This is a genomic window from Jiangella ureilytica (assembly GCF_004348545.1).
GTDB classification, from domain to species: Bacteria; Actinomycetota; Actinomycetes; order Jiangellales; family Jiangellaceae; genus Jiangella; species Jiangella ureilytica.
This window is the reverse complement of the sequence record NZ_SMKL01000040.1, coordinates 38,648-54,569: the sequence shown is the minus strand read 5'-3', so window position 1 is coordinate 54,569 and position 15,922 is coordinate 38,648. Positions and strand designations below refer to the sequence as shown.

General features: G+C 73.0%; 15 protein-coding genes and 1 pseudogene. 7 read left to right on the top strand and 9 right to left on the bottom strand.

Features of this window, described 5'->3' with window-relative positions; all coding sequences use genetic code 11:
* The 3 genes and pseudogenes from E1212_RS30045 to E1212_RS18010 form a co-directional block, all read right to left on the bottom strand.
* A pseudogene (locus E1212_RS30045) lies at positions 1 to 462 on the bottom strand (hypothetical protein); the annotation flags it as partial.
* Positions 463 to 554: 92 nt separating this feature from the next.
* A complete protein-coding gene (locus tag E1212_RS18015) occupies positions 555 to 1,175 on the bottom strand; it encodes an HNH endonuclease family protein (protein WP_131984928.1) in 621 nt (206 codons plus the stop codon).
* An 82-nt stretch (positions 1,176 to 1,257) separates the two neighbouring features.
* Positions 1,258 to 2,805, bottom strand: a complete 1,548-nt coding sequence (locus tag E1212_RS18010; RefSeq protein ID WP_131984926.1) for a 3-hydroxyacyl-CoA dehydrogenase family protein — start codon at positions 2,803 to 2,805, stop codon at positions 1,258 to 1,260.
* Between the two features lie 326 nt (positions 2,806 to 3,131).
* Between E1212_RS18010 and E1212_RS18005 the strand changes: the two genes are divergently transcribed.
* Genes E1212_RS18005 through E1212_RS17985 form a run of 5 tightly spaced genes read left to right on the top strand, consistent with a single transcriptional unit; the run spans position 3,132 to position 8,478 of the window.
* A complete protein-coding gene (locus tag E1212_RS18005; protein WP_131984940.1) occupies positions 3,132 to 3,950 on the top strand; it encodes an ABC transporter ATP-binding protein in 819 nt (272 codons plus the stop codon).
* A 56-nt stretch (positions 3,951 to 4,006) separates the two neighbouring features.
* The gene (locus E1212_RS18000) at positions 4,007 to 5,020 is read left to right on the top strand and encodes an ABC transporter substrate-binding protein (RefSeq protein WP_131984924.1); all 1,014 of its coding nucleotides are present in this window, start codon (positions 4,007 to 4,009) and stop codon (positions 5,018 to 5,020) included.
* 20 nt (positions 5,021 to 5,040) lie between these two features.
* Positions 5,041 to 7,149 (top strand): iron ABC transporter permease, encoded by a 2,109-nt coding sequence (locus E1212_RS17995; RefSeq protein WP_238992397.1) that lies wholly within the window; start codon positions 5,041 to 5,043, stop codon positions 7,147 to 7,149.
* Complete coding sequence (locus E1212_RS17990) at positions 7,112 to 7,552, top strand: nitroreductase family deazaflavin-dependent oxidoreductase (RefSeq protein WP_131984922.1); 441 nt, start codon at positions 7,112 to 7,114, stop codon at positions 7,550 to 7,552. The genes E1212_RS17995 and E1212_RS17990 overlap by 38 nt, the downstream gene beginning before the upstream one ends.
* A 41-nt stretch (positions 7,553 to 7,593) precedes the next feature.
* Positions 7,594 to 8,478, top strand: a complete 885-nt coding sequence (locus E1212_RS17985; protein ID WP_131984920.1) for an SDR family oxidoreductase — start codon at positions 7,594 to 7,596, stop codon at positions 8,476 to 8,478.
* Between the two features lie 37 nt (positions 8,479 to 8,515).
* Here the strand turns inward: E1212_RS17985 and E1212_RS17980 are convergent, their stop codons facing one another.
* From E1212_RS17980 to E1212_RS17960, 5 genes are all read right to left on the bottom strand, one after another.
* The gene (locus E1212_RS17980; RefSeq protein WP_131984918.1) at positions 8,516 to 9,832 is read right to left on the bottom strand and encodes a hypothetical protein; all 1,317 of its coding nucleotides are present in this window, start codon (positions 9,830 to 9,832) and stop codon (positions 8,516 to 8,518) included.
* On the bottom strand, positions 9,829 to 10,353 hold the full coding sequence (locus E1212_RS17975) for a SigE family RNA polymerase sigma factor (RefSeq protein WP_131984916.1): 525 nt from the start codon (positions 10,351 to 10,353) through the stop codon (positions 9,829 to 9,831). Before E1212_RS17975 ends, E1212_RS17980 begins: the two co-directional genes overlap by 4 nt.
* Before the next feature lie 61 nt (positions 10,354 to 10,414).
* Positions 10,415 to 11,044 carry a PepSY domain-containing protein gene (locus E1212_RS17970; protein WP_131984914.1) on the bottom strand — a complete coding sequence of 210 codons (630 nt, stop codon included), beginning with the start codon at positions 11,042 to 11,044 and terminating at the stop codon, positions 10,415 to 10,417.
* An 84-nt stretch (positions 11,045 to 11,128) separates the two neighbouring features.
* On the bottom strand, positions 11,129 to 12,427 hold the full coding sequence (locus E1212_RS17965) for a sensor histidine kinase (RefSeq protein ID WP_131984912.1): 1,299 nt from the start codon (positions 12,425 to 12,427) through the stop codon (positions 11,129 to 11,131).
* A 63-nt stretch (positions 12,428 to 12,490) separates the two neighbouring features.
* The gene (locus tag E1212_RS17960; RefSeq protein WP_131984910.1) at positions 12,491 to 13,174 is read right to left on the bottom strand and encodes a response regulator transcription factor; all 684 of its coding nucleotides are present in this window, start codon (positions 13,172 to 13,174) and stop codon (positions 12,491 to 12,493) included.
* Positions 13,175 to 13,288: 114 nt separating this feature from the next.
* Here E1212_RS17960 and E1212_RS17955 point away from each other — a divergent pair, with 114 nt between their 5' ends.
* A complete protein-coding gene (locus E1212_RS17955) occupies positions 13,289 to 13,828 on the top strand; it encodes a hypothetical protein (protein WP_131984908.1) in 540 nt (179 codons plus the stop codon).
* A gap of 86 nt (positions 13,829 to 13,914) precedes the next feature.
* Positions 13,915 to 14,361 (top strand): SRPBCC family protein, encoded by a 447-nt coding sequence (locus tag E1212_RS17950; RefSeq protein WP_131984906.1) that lies wholly within the window; start codon positions 13,915 to 13,917, stop codon positions 14,359 to 14,361.
* Positions 14,362 to 14,439: 78 nt separating this feature from the next.
* On the opposite strand, the gene lpdA is transcribed toward E1212_RS17950, so the two are convergent.
* Complete coding sequence (lpdA, locus tag E1212_RS17945) at positions 14,440 to 15,840, bottom strand: dihydrolipoyl dehydrogenase (RefSeq protein WP_131984904.1); 1,401 nt, start codon at positions 15,838 to 15,840, stop codon at positions 14,440 to 14,442.
* Positions 15,841 to 15,922 lie beyond the last annotated feature (82 nt).

The following is a 15,922-nucleotide window of genomic DNA, read 5'->3' as shown; positions in this document are numbered from 1 at the left end:
GGGTGGGGGTTCCGGGGTCGGCGTGGGCTCGTCGGCCGGCGTCTCGGCCGGCGTGTCGGTCGGTCGCGGCGGCGGTTCGGGCGGCGGGGTCGGGGTGACCCACGCCGTCGGCGGCGCGGCGACGTCCTTCGCGCCGCACGCGAACCAGTCGTCGATGTCGCGCGGCCGGCCGTTGGGCCGGTCTGGCCCGCGCAGGCCGACGAACGGCCCGCCGGTGTAGACGAGGTACTGCCCGCCGCCGCGCACGCCGACCGCGGTGAGCCGGTAGTCGTCGTCACGCAGCCAGACGGTGAGCCGCGTGCCCTGGTCCGTGACGACCGAGCCGATCGCGTCGCTGCCGGCCAGGTCGCTGCCGCCGTAGCGGCCGCACCCGGCGTCGTCGGCGTCGATCAGCTCGGCGCGGCCGTCGGCCGCCACGGGCAGCGCGGCCAGCAGCACCGCCGCCACCGCCGCGAGCAGCACTCGAAGTCCTCGCACGACGCCCCCCGGCAAGACGACAACGGCCGCGGATCACACAACGGCCCCATGCTTTATAGCGCGATGGGTCTGGATTGTCAGCAAGTGTCCAGCATGTCCTGCAACGCATCCTTCTCCGCGGCCGTGATCGTGAGCTCCCAGTCGTACTTCACGTCGGTCCAGTGCCGCGCGTAGTAGCACCACCAGCCGGTGTTGGCGGGCTTCCACTCCGACGGGTCGCTGTCGCCCTTGGAGCTGTTGCTCGAGGCGGTGACGGCGATCAACTGGCCGCGGGCGAGGTCGTTGGCGAAGTCCTCGCGCCGGTCCTCGGTCCAGGCGCCGGCGCCGGAGCGCCAGGCGTTGGCCAGCGGCACCATGTGGTCGACGGAGACGTCGCCCGGCTCCTCGATCCAGACCTGGTCGTAGACGCTGTACCAGCTGCCTGCGGTCGGGTAGCAGTCGGCGCCGGTGGTGACGCCGGAGCCGTCGCGCACCAGCACCGTCTCGCGGGTGTTACAACTGCCCCCGGCGGGGCTCCAGTGCGGGAATCTCTCGCGTGAGTAGCCGGCGCTCGACCCGGGGGCGGCGACGGTCAACTCGGCGAGCTGGGCCGCGGACTGCGCCGGCGACGGCGGATCCGGCGGGTAGGCGCTGGCCGGGCTGACCAGCGCAAAGACGAAGGCGAGGGTGGCGAGGAGGGTGAGGACGGCACGGCGCATGACGGTGACCTCCTGATTGGCCGAGGGTCACCAAGATTGTCAAGGATGTCCGGAGTGCGCCAGTGTGTGCCGGCCTCTTCGCTCAGATGTCAGCGAACCGCAACCCGGCCGTCGCGAGCTGGCCGAGCAGCGGCGACGGCGCCAGGCCCGGCTCGCGGACCTCGGCGTGCAGCCGCTCCAGGGTCGCCAGCGCGGCGGCCGGGCCGAGCCTGTCGAGCAGCTCGAACGGCCCGGCCGGCAACCGGCAGCCCAGCCGCATCGCGGTGTCGACGTCAGCGGCCGACGCGTACCCGGTCTCGAGCATCGCGACGGCGTCGTTGAGGTACGGCACCAGCAGCGCGTCGACGACGAACCCGGCGCGGTCGGCGCAGACGACGGGGGTGAGCCCGGCCGACGCGGCGACCCCGGCGACGGTGTCGACGGCCTGCCGGGCGGACACGACGGTGCGCACGACCTCGGCGACGGCGCTGGTCGGGCCGGCGAGATGCAGCCCGACGACGTCCTGGGGGCGGCCGGACGCGGCGGCGCTGGCGACGACCGGCCCGGTGCCGGTGGCGGCGAGGACGGTCCCGGGCGCGGTGGCGGCGGCGATCGTGGCGAACGTCTGCGGGTCGCCGGGTGCGACGACGAGGTCGGCGTCCGCGGCATCGCGGACGACGTCGTGGCCGGCCTTGGTGAGCGTCTGCGCCAGCGGTTCGGCCGACGCGGTCTCGAGGACGGCGATGCGGCGGGCTTCGGGGGCGGCCCCGGCGGGAGCCGAGCCGGCGCCGTCGCTCCCCGGCCCGTAGTCGTAGAAGCCGCGACCGCTCTTGCGGCCGAGGAACCCGAGCGTGACCAGCTGGCCCAGGACGGGCGCGGGCGCATGCAGGCGGTTGCGGCCCTGGCGGTACATGGTGCCGAGGATCTCGTGGGCGGTGTCGAGCCCGATGAGGTCGAGCAGCGCCAGCGGGCCCATCGGATAGCCGAGCCCGGCCGTCATCGCGGCGTCGATGTCCTCGCGGCTCGCGTGACCGCTCTCGTACATCGCGGCCGCGCGGTTGAGGTAGCCGAACAGCAGCGCGTTGGTGACGAAGCCCGCGCGGTCGCCGCACTCGACCGGCGACTTGCCGAGGCGCCGGGCGAGCTCGGTGACGCCTCGCACGACCTCTGGAGCGGTGACGACGGTGCGGACGACCTCGATGAGCTGCTGCACCGGCGCGGGGTTGAAGAAGTGCATGCCGACGACCCGCTCCGGGTGCGACACCGCCACGCTGATCTCCGTCACCGAGAGGGAGGAGGTGTTGGTGGCGAGGACGGTGGTCGGCGCGACGATGCCGTCGAGACGGCCGAACAGCTCGCGCTTGATCTCCAGCCGCTCCGGCACCGCCTCGACGACGAGGTGGGCGCCGCTGAGGGCGGCGAGGTCGGTGGTGAAGGTGATGCGGCGGCGGAGCGCGGCTTGATCCTCGCCGGTGAGCTTGCCCCGCTGGACCGCCCTGCTCGTCGAGGTGTCGACGTGGTCCCGGCCGGCGTCGAGGGCGGCCTCGTCGCGCTCGACCCCGACGACCTCGAGGCCGGCCCGCGCGAACACCTCCGCGATGCCCGCCCCCATCGTCCCCAACCCGACGACGCCCACGCTCGTGATCTGCATGCCGCGCAGTCTAGGCAGGGAGGTCGGCCGGGGCGGCGAGGAACCGAGCCCGCCTCGCGCTGCCACGTTCGCAGGAGTCTTCACCACCGGTGGCCGTCTTCACTACCGGCGGCCGTCCTCACTACCCAGAACCGTCTTCACTAGCCAGAACCGTCTTCTGAGCTTCCACGACCACGCAGAAGACGACTCGCGGAAGTGAAGACGACCGGCGGCAGCACAGTGCGTGGGCCGGGACCACCACCGTCGCCCGCCTCGCCCGCCACCACGCCGGGTTGCGAATTAGCTTAGGCGTACCTTACGTTGGCGCCGTGACCGTTTCGTCCACCATGCCGCTCGACGGCCTCGCCGCGCGCGAGCTCGATCTCGCGTACGGGCGCGACGTCGTCGTGCGTGCGGCGTCCATCGAGCTGAAGCCGGGCACGGTCACGGCGCTCATCGGCCCGAACGGCAGCGGCAAGTCGACGCTCCTCCGGGCGCTCGCCCGGCTGCACCTCCCGACCGCCGGCGGCATCAGTTTCGACGACGGCACCGACGTGCTCAGCCTCGACCCGAAGGAGCTGGCCCGCCGCATCACGCTGCTCGCGCAGAGCCGCAGCACCCCCGGCGGCCTCAGCGTCCGCGAGCTGGTCGAGTACGGCCGCCACCCGCATCGCGCGCGGTGGAGCGGCCGCGACCCGGGTGCGGAACAGGCGATCGGCCGGGCCATGACGCTGACCGGCATCGAGGCGCTGGCCGACCGCCCGGTCCAGGCGTTGTCCGGCGGGCAGGCGCAGCGGGTGTGGCTGGCCAGCTGCCTGGCGCAGGACACCGGCCTGCTGCTGCTCGACGAGCCGACGACATTCCTCGACCTGCGCTATCAGATCGAGATCCTCGACGTGGTGCGTGAGCTGGCCGACGAGCACGGCATCGGGGTCGGCGTGGTGCTGCACGACCTCGACCAGGCGGCCGCCATCGCCGACCGCATCCTGCTGCTCGAGGCCGGCCGCGTCACCGCCGACGGCGCCGCACACGACGTTCTGACCCCTGAGAACCTGAGCCGCGCCTACGGCATCCGCGTCGACGTCCATGTCGACCCCGTCGACGGGCGCATCTCGACGCGCGCCGTCGGCCGGCACAACGACGTCCGGCCGCGCGTCACGGCCTGACGCCCACAGAGCCCCGCATCACCCGTCCCACATCCACGATCACGAGGAACCCCACGATGAGAAGAGCGCGCGCCCTCGCGGGCCTGTCCGTCGCGTTCGTGCTGCTCGCGACCGCCTGCGGCACGACGGAGGATGCGTCCGGCGACGATCCCACCGAGGCAGCGGAGTCGACCAGCGACAGCGGTGACGACCCCGCCGCCGGGCCGATCACCGTCACCGATGCGCGGGGCGTCGAGGTCACCCTCGACGAGCCCGCGGTCCGCGTCGCGGCCACCGAGTGGAACGCCGTCGAGAACCTCGTCTCGCTGGGCGTCATGCCGGTCGGTGTGTCGGACATCAGGGGCTATGAGGCGTGGGTCAGCGGTGCCGACCTCGACGACACCGTCACCGACATCGGCACCCGGGGCGAGCCGAGCATGGACACCCTCGCCAGCCTGGACGTCGACCTCGTCGTGGTGACCGACAGCCTCATCGAGGGCGCCCTCGAGCAGGTCGAGGCGACCACGCCGGTCGTCGTCATGCCGGGCGGCGACTCGCAGGACAACATCGGCCAGATGTTCGAGAACCTCGACCTCATCGCCGAGCTCACCGGCACGCAGGACCGCGCCCAGGAGTTGCGCGACGAGTTCGACGCGAAGATCCAGGAGGGCCGGGCCGCCATCGAGGAGGCCGGCGCGGCCGGCGCCCAGGTCGCGTTCGCCGACGGCTGGGTCGACGCGGGTACCGTGAACGTCCGTCCGTTCGCCGAGGGCTCGCTGGTCTCCGACGTCTTCGCCGAGCTCGGGCTGGAGAACCCGTGGCCCATGGAGGGCGACCCGGTCTACGGGCTGGCCCAGTCCGACGTCGAGGGCCTGACGGCGCTCCCCGAGGACACGCGCTTCTGGTACATGGCCAACGACACCGACGGCGGCGACGCGTTCGCCGACAACCTGGCCGGCAACGCCATCTGGGAGTCGCTGCCGTTCGTCCAGGCCGGCAACGTGGTCCGCTTCCCCGACTCGCTGTGGATGTTCGGCGGGCCGACCTCGATGATGCAGTACGTCGACGCCGCGGTCGACGCCGTCGGCTGAGGCGGAAGGGCCCACCTCCAGTGAAGTACGGCCGGCTGCCCCTCGTCGCCGTCACGCTCGCGGTGCTGATCTCGGGCGCGGCGGTCGTCCACCTGACCCAGGGCACCGCCCAGGTCGGCGCGGGCGACGTGCTGCGGTGGGCGGTCGGCCGGGGCGACGACGAGGCCGGCGCGGTCGTGCTGGCCTCGCGGCTGCCCCGGCTGCTGGCGGCGATCGTCGTCGGCGTGGCGCTGGGCGCGGCCGGCGCCACCATGCAGTCGGTGTCGCGCAACGTCATGGCCTCGCCCGACACCCTGGCCGTCAATGCCGGTGCGCACTTGGCGCTCGTGACGGCGGCGACGGTGGGGGTGTCGGTGCCGCTGCTGGGCGCCGCCGGCATCGCGTTCGTCGGCGGCCTGGGCGCGGCGGCGCTGGTGCTGGCCCTGGCCGGGGTCGGCGGCACCGGGGCGGTGCGGCTGGTGCTGGCCGGCACGGCGATCGCGCTGGCGTTCCAGTGCACGACCAGCGCCATGATCATCCTGTTCTCCGAGGAGACCCGCGGCCTGTTCGCCTGGGGCGAGGGGTCGCTGGGCCAGAACGGGCTCGACGGCGTCCGCACGCTCGCGCCGCTCGTCGTCGTCGCGCTGGCCGCGCTGCTGCTGCTCGGCCGCAAGCTCGACCTCGTCTTCCTCGGCGACGACCACGCCCGCATGCTGGGCGTCAACGTGCGCCGGGTCCGCGCGGGGGCCATCGTGCTCGCCGTCCTGCTGTCCGCCGGCGCCGTCACGCTGGCCGGCCCCATCGGCTTCGTCGGCCTGGCCGCGCCCGCCGTCGTCCGGCTGGCCACCCCGATGGTGCCGGGGCTGCACAAACACGTGGCGCTGCTGCCGATCTCGGCGGCGACCGGCGTGCTCATGCTGCTGGTGTCGGACGTCGCGCTGCGGGCGGCCATCGGGTCGCAGGGCGCGCTCGAGGTGCCCACCGGCGTCATCACCACGATCTTCGGCGCGATCTTCATCGTCGCGCTGGCCCGGAGGATCCGCGGCGCGGACACCGTCGGCGAGCCGCCGGCCGCGGGCGTGCGCGGCGGCGTGACCACGCGGCGCTACGGCCTCGTCCTCGGCACCCTGATCGCCGTGACGGTGGCGGTCACGTTCGGGGCCACGCTGCTCGGCGACTCCGTGCTGCTGCTCGGCGACGTCGTCAACTGGCTGTCCGGCCAGGCCGGGCCGATCGTCAGCACCGTCATGGACACCCGCCTCCCCCGCGTCGCCGCCGGGCTGCTCGCCGGGGCGTCGTTGGCGCTGGCCGGCGCGCTCATCCAGGCCGTCGCCCGCAACCCGCTGGCCGAGCCCGGCATCATCGGCGTCGCCGGCGGCGCGGGCGTCGGCGCCGTCACCATGATCACGCTGGTGCCCATGGCGAGCTTCTGGGCGCTGGCCGGGGTGGCCGGCCTCGGCGCCGGGCTGGCCGCCGCGGTGGTGTTCCTGCTGGCCGCGAAGGGCGGGTTCGCCAGCGAGCGGCTGGTGCTGATCGGCGTCGCGGTGTCGGCGGCGGCGCAGTCGCTGATCGTCGTGCTCATCACGCTCACCGACCCGTGGAACGAGGTCAAGGCGCTGACCTGGCTGGCCGGGTCGACCTACGGGCGCTCGTTCGAGCACCTGGTGCCGATGTCGCTGGCGCTCGTCGTCGCGATCCCGCTGCTCTTCGGCATGCGGCACACGCTGGACCTGCTCTCCGTCGACGACCACACGCCGCGGGTGCTCGGGGTCCACGTGCCGCACGCCCGGCTGATCCTGCTCGCCGTCGCCGTCGTGCTGACGGGGGCCGCCGTCGCCGGCGTCGGGGTCATCACGTTCGTCGGGCTGGTCGCGCCGCACGCCGCCCGGGCGCTGGTCGGGCGCCGTCACTCGCGGATGCTGCCGGTGGCCGCACTGCTCGGCGCGACGCTGGTCTGCGGTGCCGACGCCTTGGGCCGGACGGTGATCGCCCCGGCCCAGCTGCCGGCCGGTCTGGTGACCGCGATCGTGGGAGCGCCGTACTTCGTCTGGCTGCTGTACCGCACGCGCCTCCGGGGGAATACGGCACCGCGGCGGGCGGGTTGGCGTGGACATGCCGCTCACCGGGGAGTACGAGCCGAGCACGTCTGACTGGGCGCGCAAGCAGGCGGAGGAGTACGAGGAATCCGGCGGCACGTCGGCCCTCACCCTGCGGGGCACGCCGGTCGTCGTGCTCACGTCGGCCGGCGCCAAGACCGGGAAGCTGCGCAAGACCGCCCTCATGCGGGTCGAGCACGACGGTGAGTACGCCGTGGTCGCCTCGCTCGGCGGCGCCCCGAAGCACCCCGTCTGGTACCACAACCTCAAGGCCAACCCGCACGTCGAGCTGCAGGACGCCACCGAGAAGCACGACTACCTCGCCCGCGAGGTGGTCGGCGACGAGCGCGAGCTCTGGTGGAGGCGCGCCGTCGACGTCTGGCCCGGCTACGCGAACTACCAGACCAAGACCACCCGCGTGATCCCGGTCTTCGTGCTCACCCGCCTGGTCGACTGACGACGGCGTTTGCCCGCCGGTCGGGCGGGTAGGGGCCGCGCATGACGTCGCATGCCACCGACCACGCCGACCGCCCGACCGAGTTCCCGGCCCAGCGGCAGGAGCCGCCCGGCTCGACCGCCGCCATGGATCCGGTGCCGGACCACGGAGAGAAGACGTACCAGGGCTCCGGCAAGCTGACCGGCCTGCGCACGCTGATCACCGGCGGCGACTCCGGCATCGGCCGCGCCGTCGCAGTGGCGTTCGCGCGCGAGGGCGCCGACGTCGCCATCACCTATCTCCCCGAGGAGCAGGACGACGCCGACGCCACGATGCAGCTGGTCACCGACGCCGGCCGGCGCGGCGCGGCCTACGCCGCCGACCTGCGCTCGCACGACGTCTGCGTCGAGACCGTCACCCGGGCGGTGGCGGAGCTCGGCGGGCTGGACGTGCTGGTGAACAACGCCGGCTACCAGATGGCCCGCGAGGGCGGCATCGAGAACATCGACCCCGAGCGGCTGGACCGGGTGTTCAAGACCAACCTCTATGCGCTGTTCTGGATGACGCAGGAGGCGGTGAAACACCTCAAGCCGGGCGGGTCGATCATCAACAACTCCTCGATCCAGGCCTACGACCCGACGGTGTCACTGCTCGACTACGCGTCCACGAAGGCCGCCATCAACAACGCCACCGTCAACCTGGCGGCCGAGCTCGGGCCGCGCGGCATCCGCGTCAACGCCGTCGCCCCCGGCCCCATCTGGACGCCGCTGCAGCCGGCCACGCAGCCGGAGGAGAAGGTGGCGAAGCTCGGCCAGGACACCCCGCTCGGCCGGGCTGGTCAGCCCGCCGAGGTGGCACCGGCGTTCGTGTTCCTCGCCTCCCCCCGCGACGCGAGCTACGTCTCCGGCACCGTCCTCGGCGTCACCGGCGGCAAGCCCGTCTTCTGACCGGGTCCCGACGGCGTCCGCTGCGGCTCCGGCGGGGTCAGAGCCCGCCGCCGAGGTAGGGCAGCCGGCCGCCGTCCACGTCCTGCGGCCGAGCGGCCAGCTCACACCGTCCGTCGAGGGAGCAGCGCACGAGCCCGGCCACGGTGCGGTCGTCGTTCCACACCTCGAACACGAGGCTCCCGTCCGGTTCCCAGGTGACGGTGCCGGGCTCGGTGCCGTCGACCGTCAGCTCCCGCTCGCCGGTCACCGCGTCGAAGACGACCACGGACCGGGGCACGTCGATCGTCGCGTAGCCGCCCTCGTCCTGGAGCCTTCGTTCGGCCCGCTCCTGCGCCTCGGTCAGCCCGGGCGACACGATCACCGCCAGGTGGCGGCCGTCCGGCGAGAACCCGTGCTGGGGGACGTGCGTGTCCGGCGGCAGCTCCCACCGTGTCTCGCCGTCGGCGTCCACGACGGCGGGCACCCGGTTCGCGGCCTCGTTCGTCGGCGACAGCACGGCGAGGCCGGCCCCCGGTGAGACGGCGTTGGCGAAGCCGTAGCCGGTCCACGGCGTGACCGTGTCGGCCTCCGGGTCCCAGAGCGCCAGGCCGGTCGGCGCGTTCGTCGCGGCGTCGAGCAGCACCCGCCCGTCGCCGAGGAAGCCCCTGACCGAACCCATGCTGCCGCCGTCGCCGGACTGCACGCGCTCGTGCAGCACCTCGCCGGTCGCGGCGTCGGCGACATAGAGCAGTGTCCGGCCGGGACCGCCGTCGGGCGCGTGCGTGGCCCAGTCGTGTCGGGCCCAGGCGATCAGGGTGCGGTCGGCGGAGACCCCGAAGCCGTAGATCGGGCCATCGCCCAGCTCCGTGCGGCCGCCGTCCGGCGACAGCAGGAGCAGCCGCAGGTCGGGGCTGCCGTCCGGGCTCTCGGCCGGCGGGACGGTCAGCACCGCGACTCCGCCGGCCACCGCCTCGATCGTCTGGATCCTGGAGATGTCGTCCGGCAGCGCGAACTCCTGGTCGTCCACGCGCAGCACGCCGTCGGTGATCCAGGGGGCGCCGGCGGGCGCGGGACCCTCGGCCAGCCCGGCCACGTCGAGGTCGACGGTGCCCGGCCCGGGATCGCCCGCGTCCGCGGGCTCCCGGGCCGCCGGGCCGATGGTGCCGAGGTCGGCGCCGTCGACCGCCAGCGGGTCGGCGACGACGAACATCGTCCCGGCGGCGACGGCGGCGACGGTGGTGCCGGCGGTCGCGAGCCGGACCTTGGCCCGGCGCCTGTTCGCCTCACGGAGCACGGCGTCGGCCAGGCCGGCGCGGGGCGGGACCCGCGTGACGAGATCGTCCAGCGCGTCCCGCAGGTGGTCTTCGAGCGTCATGCTGAGGCCTCCTCAGGAGTGGGGAGAGCGGCGTCGGCGGCCAGCTCCGGGGCGAGCACCCGCACCCGGGCCAGCGCCCTGGCGGTCTGGCTGCGGACCGTGCCGACCGAGCAGCCCATGATCTCGGCCACCTCACGTTCGGGCAGGTCCTCGTAGAAGCGGAGCACGAGCACGGCCCGCTGCCGCGCCGTCAGCCGGAGCAGCGCCTGGCGCAGGTCGAGCCGGTCGCCGACCTGGCCGGAGGCGTCGGAGACCGACCGGTCCGGCGGAGCGGCCATGGTGTCCTCGCGGACGATCTTCCGCCGACGCCAGCGGGTGGCGTGGTCGTGGTAGATCGTGCGGCGGACGTAGGCCTCCGGGTTGTCGACCTTCTGCCAGCGGCGCACGAGCTTGACCAGCGCCCCCTGCACGAGGTCCTCGGCGGTGTCCAGGTCGCCGGTCAGCGCGTACGCGGAACGACGCAGCGCCAACGAGCGGGACTCGACGAATTCCCGGAACTCGCTCTCGGCTCGAGAATCCATCTCGCCCCTCTCGTCGGCGCTGCTTCCTCACTCACAGACGCACGAACCCGGGCTCACTATGTCAGTCGTCGGAACCGTGACCACTGTTGTCGTCGTCGTCGCGGTCGTCGTCGTGCTTGTCGTCGTCACGGTCGTCACGGTCGTCGTCACGGTCGTCGTCCCGGTCGTCACGGTCGTCGTTCCGGTCGTCCCGGTCGTCGTCGCGGTCGTCGTCGATGTCGACCCGGGTGATCTCGCCGTTCATCGCGTCGACGCGGACGTCGTGCTCGACGCCGTCGAGGTGGATCTCGACCTTCCACTCCAGCCGGCCGTGCTCCCACTCCCGCTCGACCTCGGTGACCGTGCCGCCGCCGACGTGGGCGAGGGCGATCTGCTCGGCCTCGCCGCTGCCCATGCCCTCACCGTCCTGCGCCATGGCGCTGGGCGAGTCGCTCGGCGACGGCGATGCGCTCGGGCTGTCGTCCGGCATGGGCATGGACGACGCGGAGTCGTCGGGCGACGGGGAGTCGTCCGGAGACGGCGAGTCCGACGGCGACGGCGATGCGCTGTCGTCGGGCGTGGGCGAGCTCGTGATGGACGACTGCCGCGACGGGCTGCCGTCGTCGGAGGTGGTGACGGCGTAGGCGACGCCGCCGGTGACGAGGAGCGCGGCCGCGGCGGCCGCGGCGGAGACGAGACGGTTGCGGTTCATGGTGGTGTCCTTCCTGACTGGTGCGTTGCCACCACGTTCCCGCCGGCCGCCCTAGCGCCGCGCTGGGCGACGGTTAACGCCGGGCTAAGACGGCCCGGCCGCCCGGCCGCCGAGGTCGACGACGACGGTGAGCCCGCCGCTCGCCGGGGATTCCAGCCGCACTTCGCCGCCGGACTGCTCGGCCGTCCGCCGGACGATGTCGAGCCCCAGCCCGCTCGACCCGGACCCGCTCACGCCGCGGCGCAGCGCCCCGGTGTGCTGGCCCGACGGGAGCCCGGGCCCCTGGTCGGCGACGACCAGCCGGGCGCCGCCGCCGGGCCGCGGTTCCAGCCGGACGGTGAACGCCGTCCCGTGCGGGGTGTGGGCGAAGATGTTGCCGAGCAGCGCGTCGACGCACGCGTCGAGGTCGCCGCGCGCGAGCGCGACCGGCAGCCGCCCGGGCGCGACGTCGACCGTCAGCTCGCGCTCGGTGTCCTCGGCGAGCACCGACCAGAACGCGACCCGCTCGCGGACGGCGTCGGCGGCGTCGGCCTCGGCCCGGTCCGGCGCCGAGCCGCGCCGGCGGGCCTGCTGGATGACGTCGGTGACGGCGCGGTCGACGGCGTCGAGGTCGGCGACGATGCGCTCGGACTGCTCGCCGCCGGGCAGCGCCTCGGCGTCCATGCGCAGCGTCGTCAGCGGCGTGCGGACGCGGTGCGAGAGGTCGGCGATGGTCTCGCGCTCCTCGCGCAGCAGGTCGGTGATCCGTCCGGCCAGCCCGTTCAGCGCCGCCGCGACGACGCCCAGCTCCCCCGGCGCCGACGTGTCCGCGCGGGCGTCGAGCTCGCCGCGGCCGAGCCGGTGCGAGACCGCCGCCAGATCCGTCGCTCCGCGGACCAGCCGGCGACCCAGCCGGTCCGCGACCACCAGGCTGACCAGCAACAACGCCACACCCAGGCCGGCCAGCAGCAGCCAGGCCCGGCCCACGCCGCGGGCGAGCCGCTCGTCCGGGACGAAGGTGCGGATGACGCCGACGCTGCCCTCCGGGCCCTCGACCGCGAAGACGATCTCGCGGCCGCCGTCGGCCTCGGCGGACGCGCTGGTGCCGCGCTCGGCCAGCTCGACGAGCGGGGACCGGCCGGTGTCGGCGCCGAGCCGCTCGCCGTCGGGCAGGAACACCGTCACGTCGGACGCGGAGTCGGCGTCGAGCTGGGCGACCGTCAGCCCCAACGACACCCGGTCCGTCGTCGCGACCAGCGACGTCAGCGCCTGGGCTTCGACGGTGGCCGCCTGCACCGCGCGGTCGGCGGCGACGTCGCGGACCAGCAGCGCGAGCGGGAGCAGGAATGCGACCAGGACGAGTGTCGTCGTGGCGGCGACGAGGACGAGCAGCCGGCGGCGCACGTGTTCACCTTTCCCTCGTGGGACTCGCCGCCGCCTGGCACCTGGCGGTCGGCGTCGACGAGCTCACGCCTCCGGCGCGGCCAGCCGCACCCCGACGCCGCGGACGGCGTGCAGGTAGCGCGGCTCCTGCGCGGTCTCGCCGAGCTTGCGGCGCAGCCAGGACAGGTGCACGTCGACGGTCTTGTCGGCGCCGCCGTACGGGAGCTGCCAGACCTCCGTCAGCAGCTCGCGCTTGCTGACGACCTCGCCGGCCCTGCTCGCCAGGTAGTGGAGGAGGTCGAACTCGCGCGGCGTCAGGTCGAGTCCGGTGTCGTCGAGGGTGGCCTCGCGCGTGCGCGGGTCGATGCGCAGGCCGCCGACGGTGACCGCCTGGTCGCGCTGCTCCTCGCCACCGCGGCGCAGCACCGCGCGGATGCGCGCGTCGAGTTGGGCGACGCCGAACGGCTTGGTCACGTAGTCGTCGGCACCCGCGTCGAGGACGGCGACCACCTCGGTCTCGTCGTCGCGCGCGGTGGCGACGATGACCGGCACGTCGCTGACGCCGCGGAGCATGCGCAACATGGCGGTGCCGTCGAGGTCCGGCAGCCCCAGGTCGAGCACCACGACGTCCGGCCGCTCGCCGACCGCCTGCTCGAGCCCCGCCATCGCCGTCGGCGCCGACCGGACCGCGTGCCCGCGTTCGGTCAGTCCTCGGATCAGCGCGGACCTGATGGTCGCGTCGTCCTCGACGACGAGTACCTGTGCCATGCGGTCGAGATTACGGGGTCGGCCTGCCCACGCGGCGCCGTCGTGGCTGGTCCGAGGGGTCCGTTGAGGCTGCCTTAGGGATCGCTTAACCCGGGCGGCGGGCAGACTGGGGGCATGGCGAAGTCGAGGATCGTGCGGGTCGGGACCGTGACCGTGCTGTGGCTGGCGGCCGCGGCCGGCGCCACGGCGGTCGGCATGACGGCGGTCGGCATGATCGGCAGCGACATCTTCGGCTCCGGCCAGGACCCGCTGACGGCCGCCGAGGTCGAGCAGCGCCTCGCGTCCCCCGCGCCGACCGCTGCACCGACGGAGACGCCGTCGGTGGCGCCGTCGCCGACCCCCACACCGACGGGCACGCCGTCGTCGACACCCTCGGAGACGCCGTCGACGACACCTGTGGCTCCCCCGGCCCCCGAGCCGCAGAGCATCGCCGCCGACGGCGCCGGCACCGTCATCGCCCACTGCAACTCCGACGGCACCGTCACGGTCGTCAGCGCCGTCCCCGCCCAGGGCTTCGAGGTCGACAGCGACGACGACGATCGCGACGACCATCCGCAGATCAAGTTCGAGAGCGACGACCTCGAGGTCGAGGTTCGCCTCCGCTGCGTCGACGGCGCCATCAGCCCGGAGATCCGTCACCACGCCGAGGACTGACTCGACGCAACCTCTAGTTGCACTTCCGTCGGCGACTCGTCTAAGGTGACAAGCAACCAAAGGTTGCTTCAGGAAGAGGGTATGACATGGTCGACATCCTGCACCGCATTGGCGCCGAGTCCTCCACCGCCGACGTCTACAGGGCTCTGACCACGATCGACGGCCTGGCCGGCTGGTGGACCGAGAACACCACCGCCGCCGGCGACGACGTGATCCGGTTCCGCTTCGCCCTCCCGCAGGGCGAGGACGGGTTCGACATGAAGGTCCTCGAGACCGAGCCGGGCACGCTCGTCCACTGGGAGGTCGTCCAGGGGCCCGAGGAGTGGATCGGCACCCACGTCCGCTTCGAGCTCGCCCAGGAGGACGAGTACGCGGTCGTGATGTTCCGGCACGAGGGCTGGAAGGAGGCGGTGCCGTTCATGAACCACTGCAGCACCAAGTGGGCCATGTTCCTGATGAGCCTCAAGCGACTGGTCGAGACCGGCAAGGGCGAGCCCGCCCCGCACGACGTCCAGATCAGCAACTGGCACTGACCGCGCGTGACCTGCTCATCCAGGATCGACGACGTCATGGTGTCGTCGATCCTGGATGATCACGGGCCGGCCGCGCATCTACAGGTTGATGACGTGGCCGGAGATGCCGTGGATCGCTTCCTTGACCGCCTCGGACAGCGTCGGGTGGGCGTGGATGTTGCGCCCGACCTCGTCAGCGGTCAGGTCCCACAGCTGGGCGAGGGTGAGCTCGGGCAGCAGTTCCGTGACGTCGGGGCCGATGAGGTGGGCGCCGATGATCTCGTTGTGGGCGGCGTCAGCGACGATCTTGACGAAGCCGACGGGGTCGCCGAGGCCGTGGGCCTTGCCGTTGGCCATGAAGGGGAACTTCGAGACCTTGACCTCGTGACCGAGCTTGCGGGCCTGCTCCTCGGTGTAGCCGAAGCTGGCCACCTGAGGCTGACAATAGGTGGCCCGCGGGATCATGTCGTAGTCGATCGTCATCGTCTCGGCGCCCGCGATGGTCTCGGCGGCGACGATGCCCATCGCCTCGGCGGCGTGGGCGAGCAGGATCTTGCCGGTGACGTCGCCGATGGCGTAGATGCTCGGCACGTTGGTGCGCAGGTGGTCGTCCACCTCGATGGCGCCGCGCTCGGTCAGCCGGACGCCGGTCTTGTCGAGGCCGTAGCCGTCGATCCGCGGGGCGAAGCCGATGGCCTGGAGCACCTTGTCGGCCTCGAGGACCTCCTGCTTGTCGCCCGCGGTGACGGTGACCTTCACGACGTCGCCGGAGTCGTCGATGGCGTCGACCCGGGTGGAGGTGCGCACGTCGACGCCGAGCTTCTTGTACTGGCGGGCCAGCTCCTTGGAGACCTCGGGGTCCTCGAGCGGCAGCATGCGGTCGAGGAACTCGACGATGGTGACCTGGACGCCGTAGTTGGCCATGACGTAGCCGAACTCGACGCCGATGGCGCCGGCGCCCGCGATGATGATGCTCCGCGGCAGCTCGCTCTCGAGGATCTGCTCCTCGTACGTGACCACGCGCTCGCTCAGCGACGTGCCGGGGAGCAGCCTCGTCGTCGCGCCGGCGGCGACGATGCAGTGGTCGAACGTCACCGTCTCGCTGCCGCCGTCGTTCAGGCGGACGTCCAGCGTGGTGGCATCGGTGAACGTGCCCCAGCCGTCGAACTCGGTGATCTTGTTCTTCTTCATGAGGTAGTGCACGCCCTTGACCCGGCCGTCGGCCACGGTGCGGCTGCGCTCGTACGCCTTCGAGTAGTCGGCCTTGACCTCGCCCTCGAAGACCAGCCCGAAGGTGTCGGCCTCGTTCTTGACGATGTGGGCCAGCTCGGCGTTGCGCAGCAGGGCCTTGCTGGGGATGCAGCCCACGTTGAGGCAGACGCCGCCCCAGTACGTGGACTCCACGACGGCGACGGACTTGCCCAGCTGCGCGGCGCGGACGGCCGCGGTGTATCCGCCGGGACCGGCGCCCAGGACGACGACATCGAAGTGCGCACTCATGACGAACAGCCTAGAGGGCGCGCTCGGCTGCGATGACACAGTCGTGAAGCGGATCTGAATCCACCTCGGTGTTCAGTGCGGA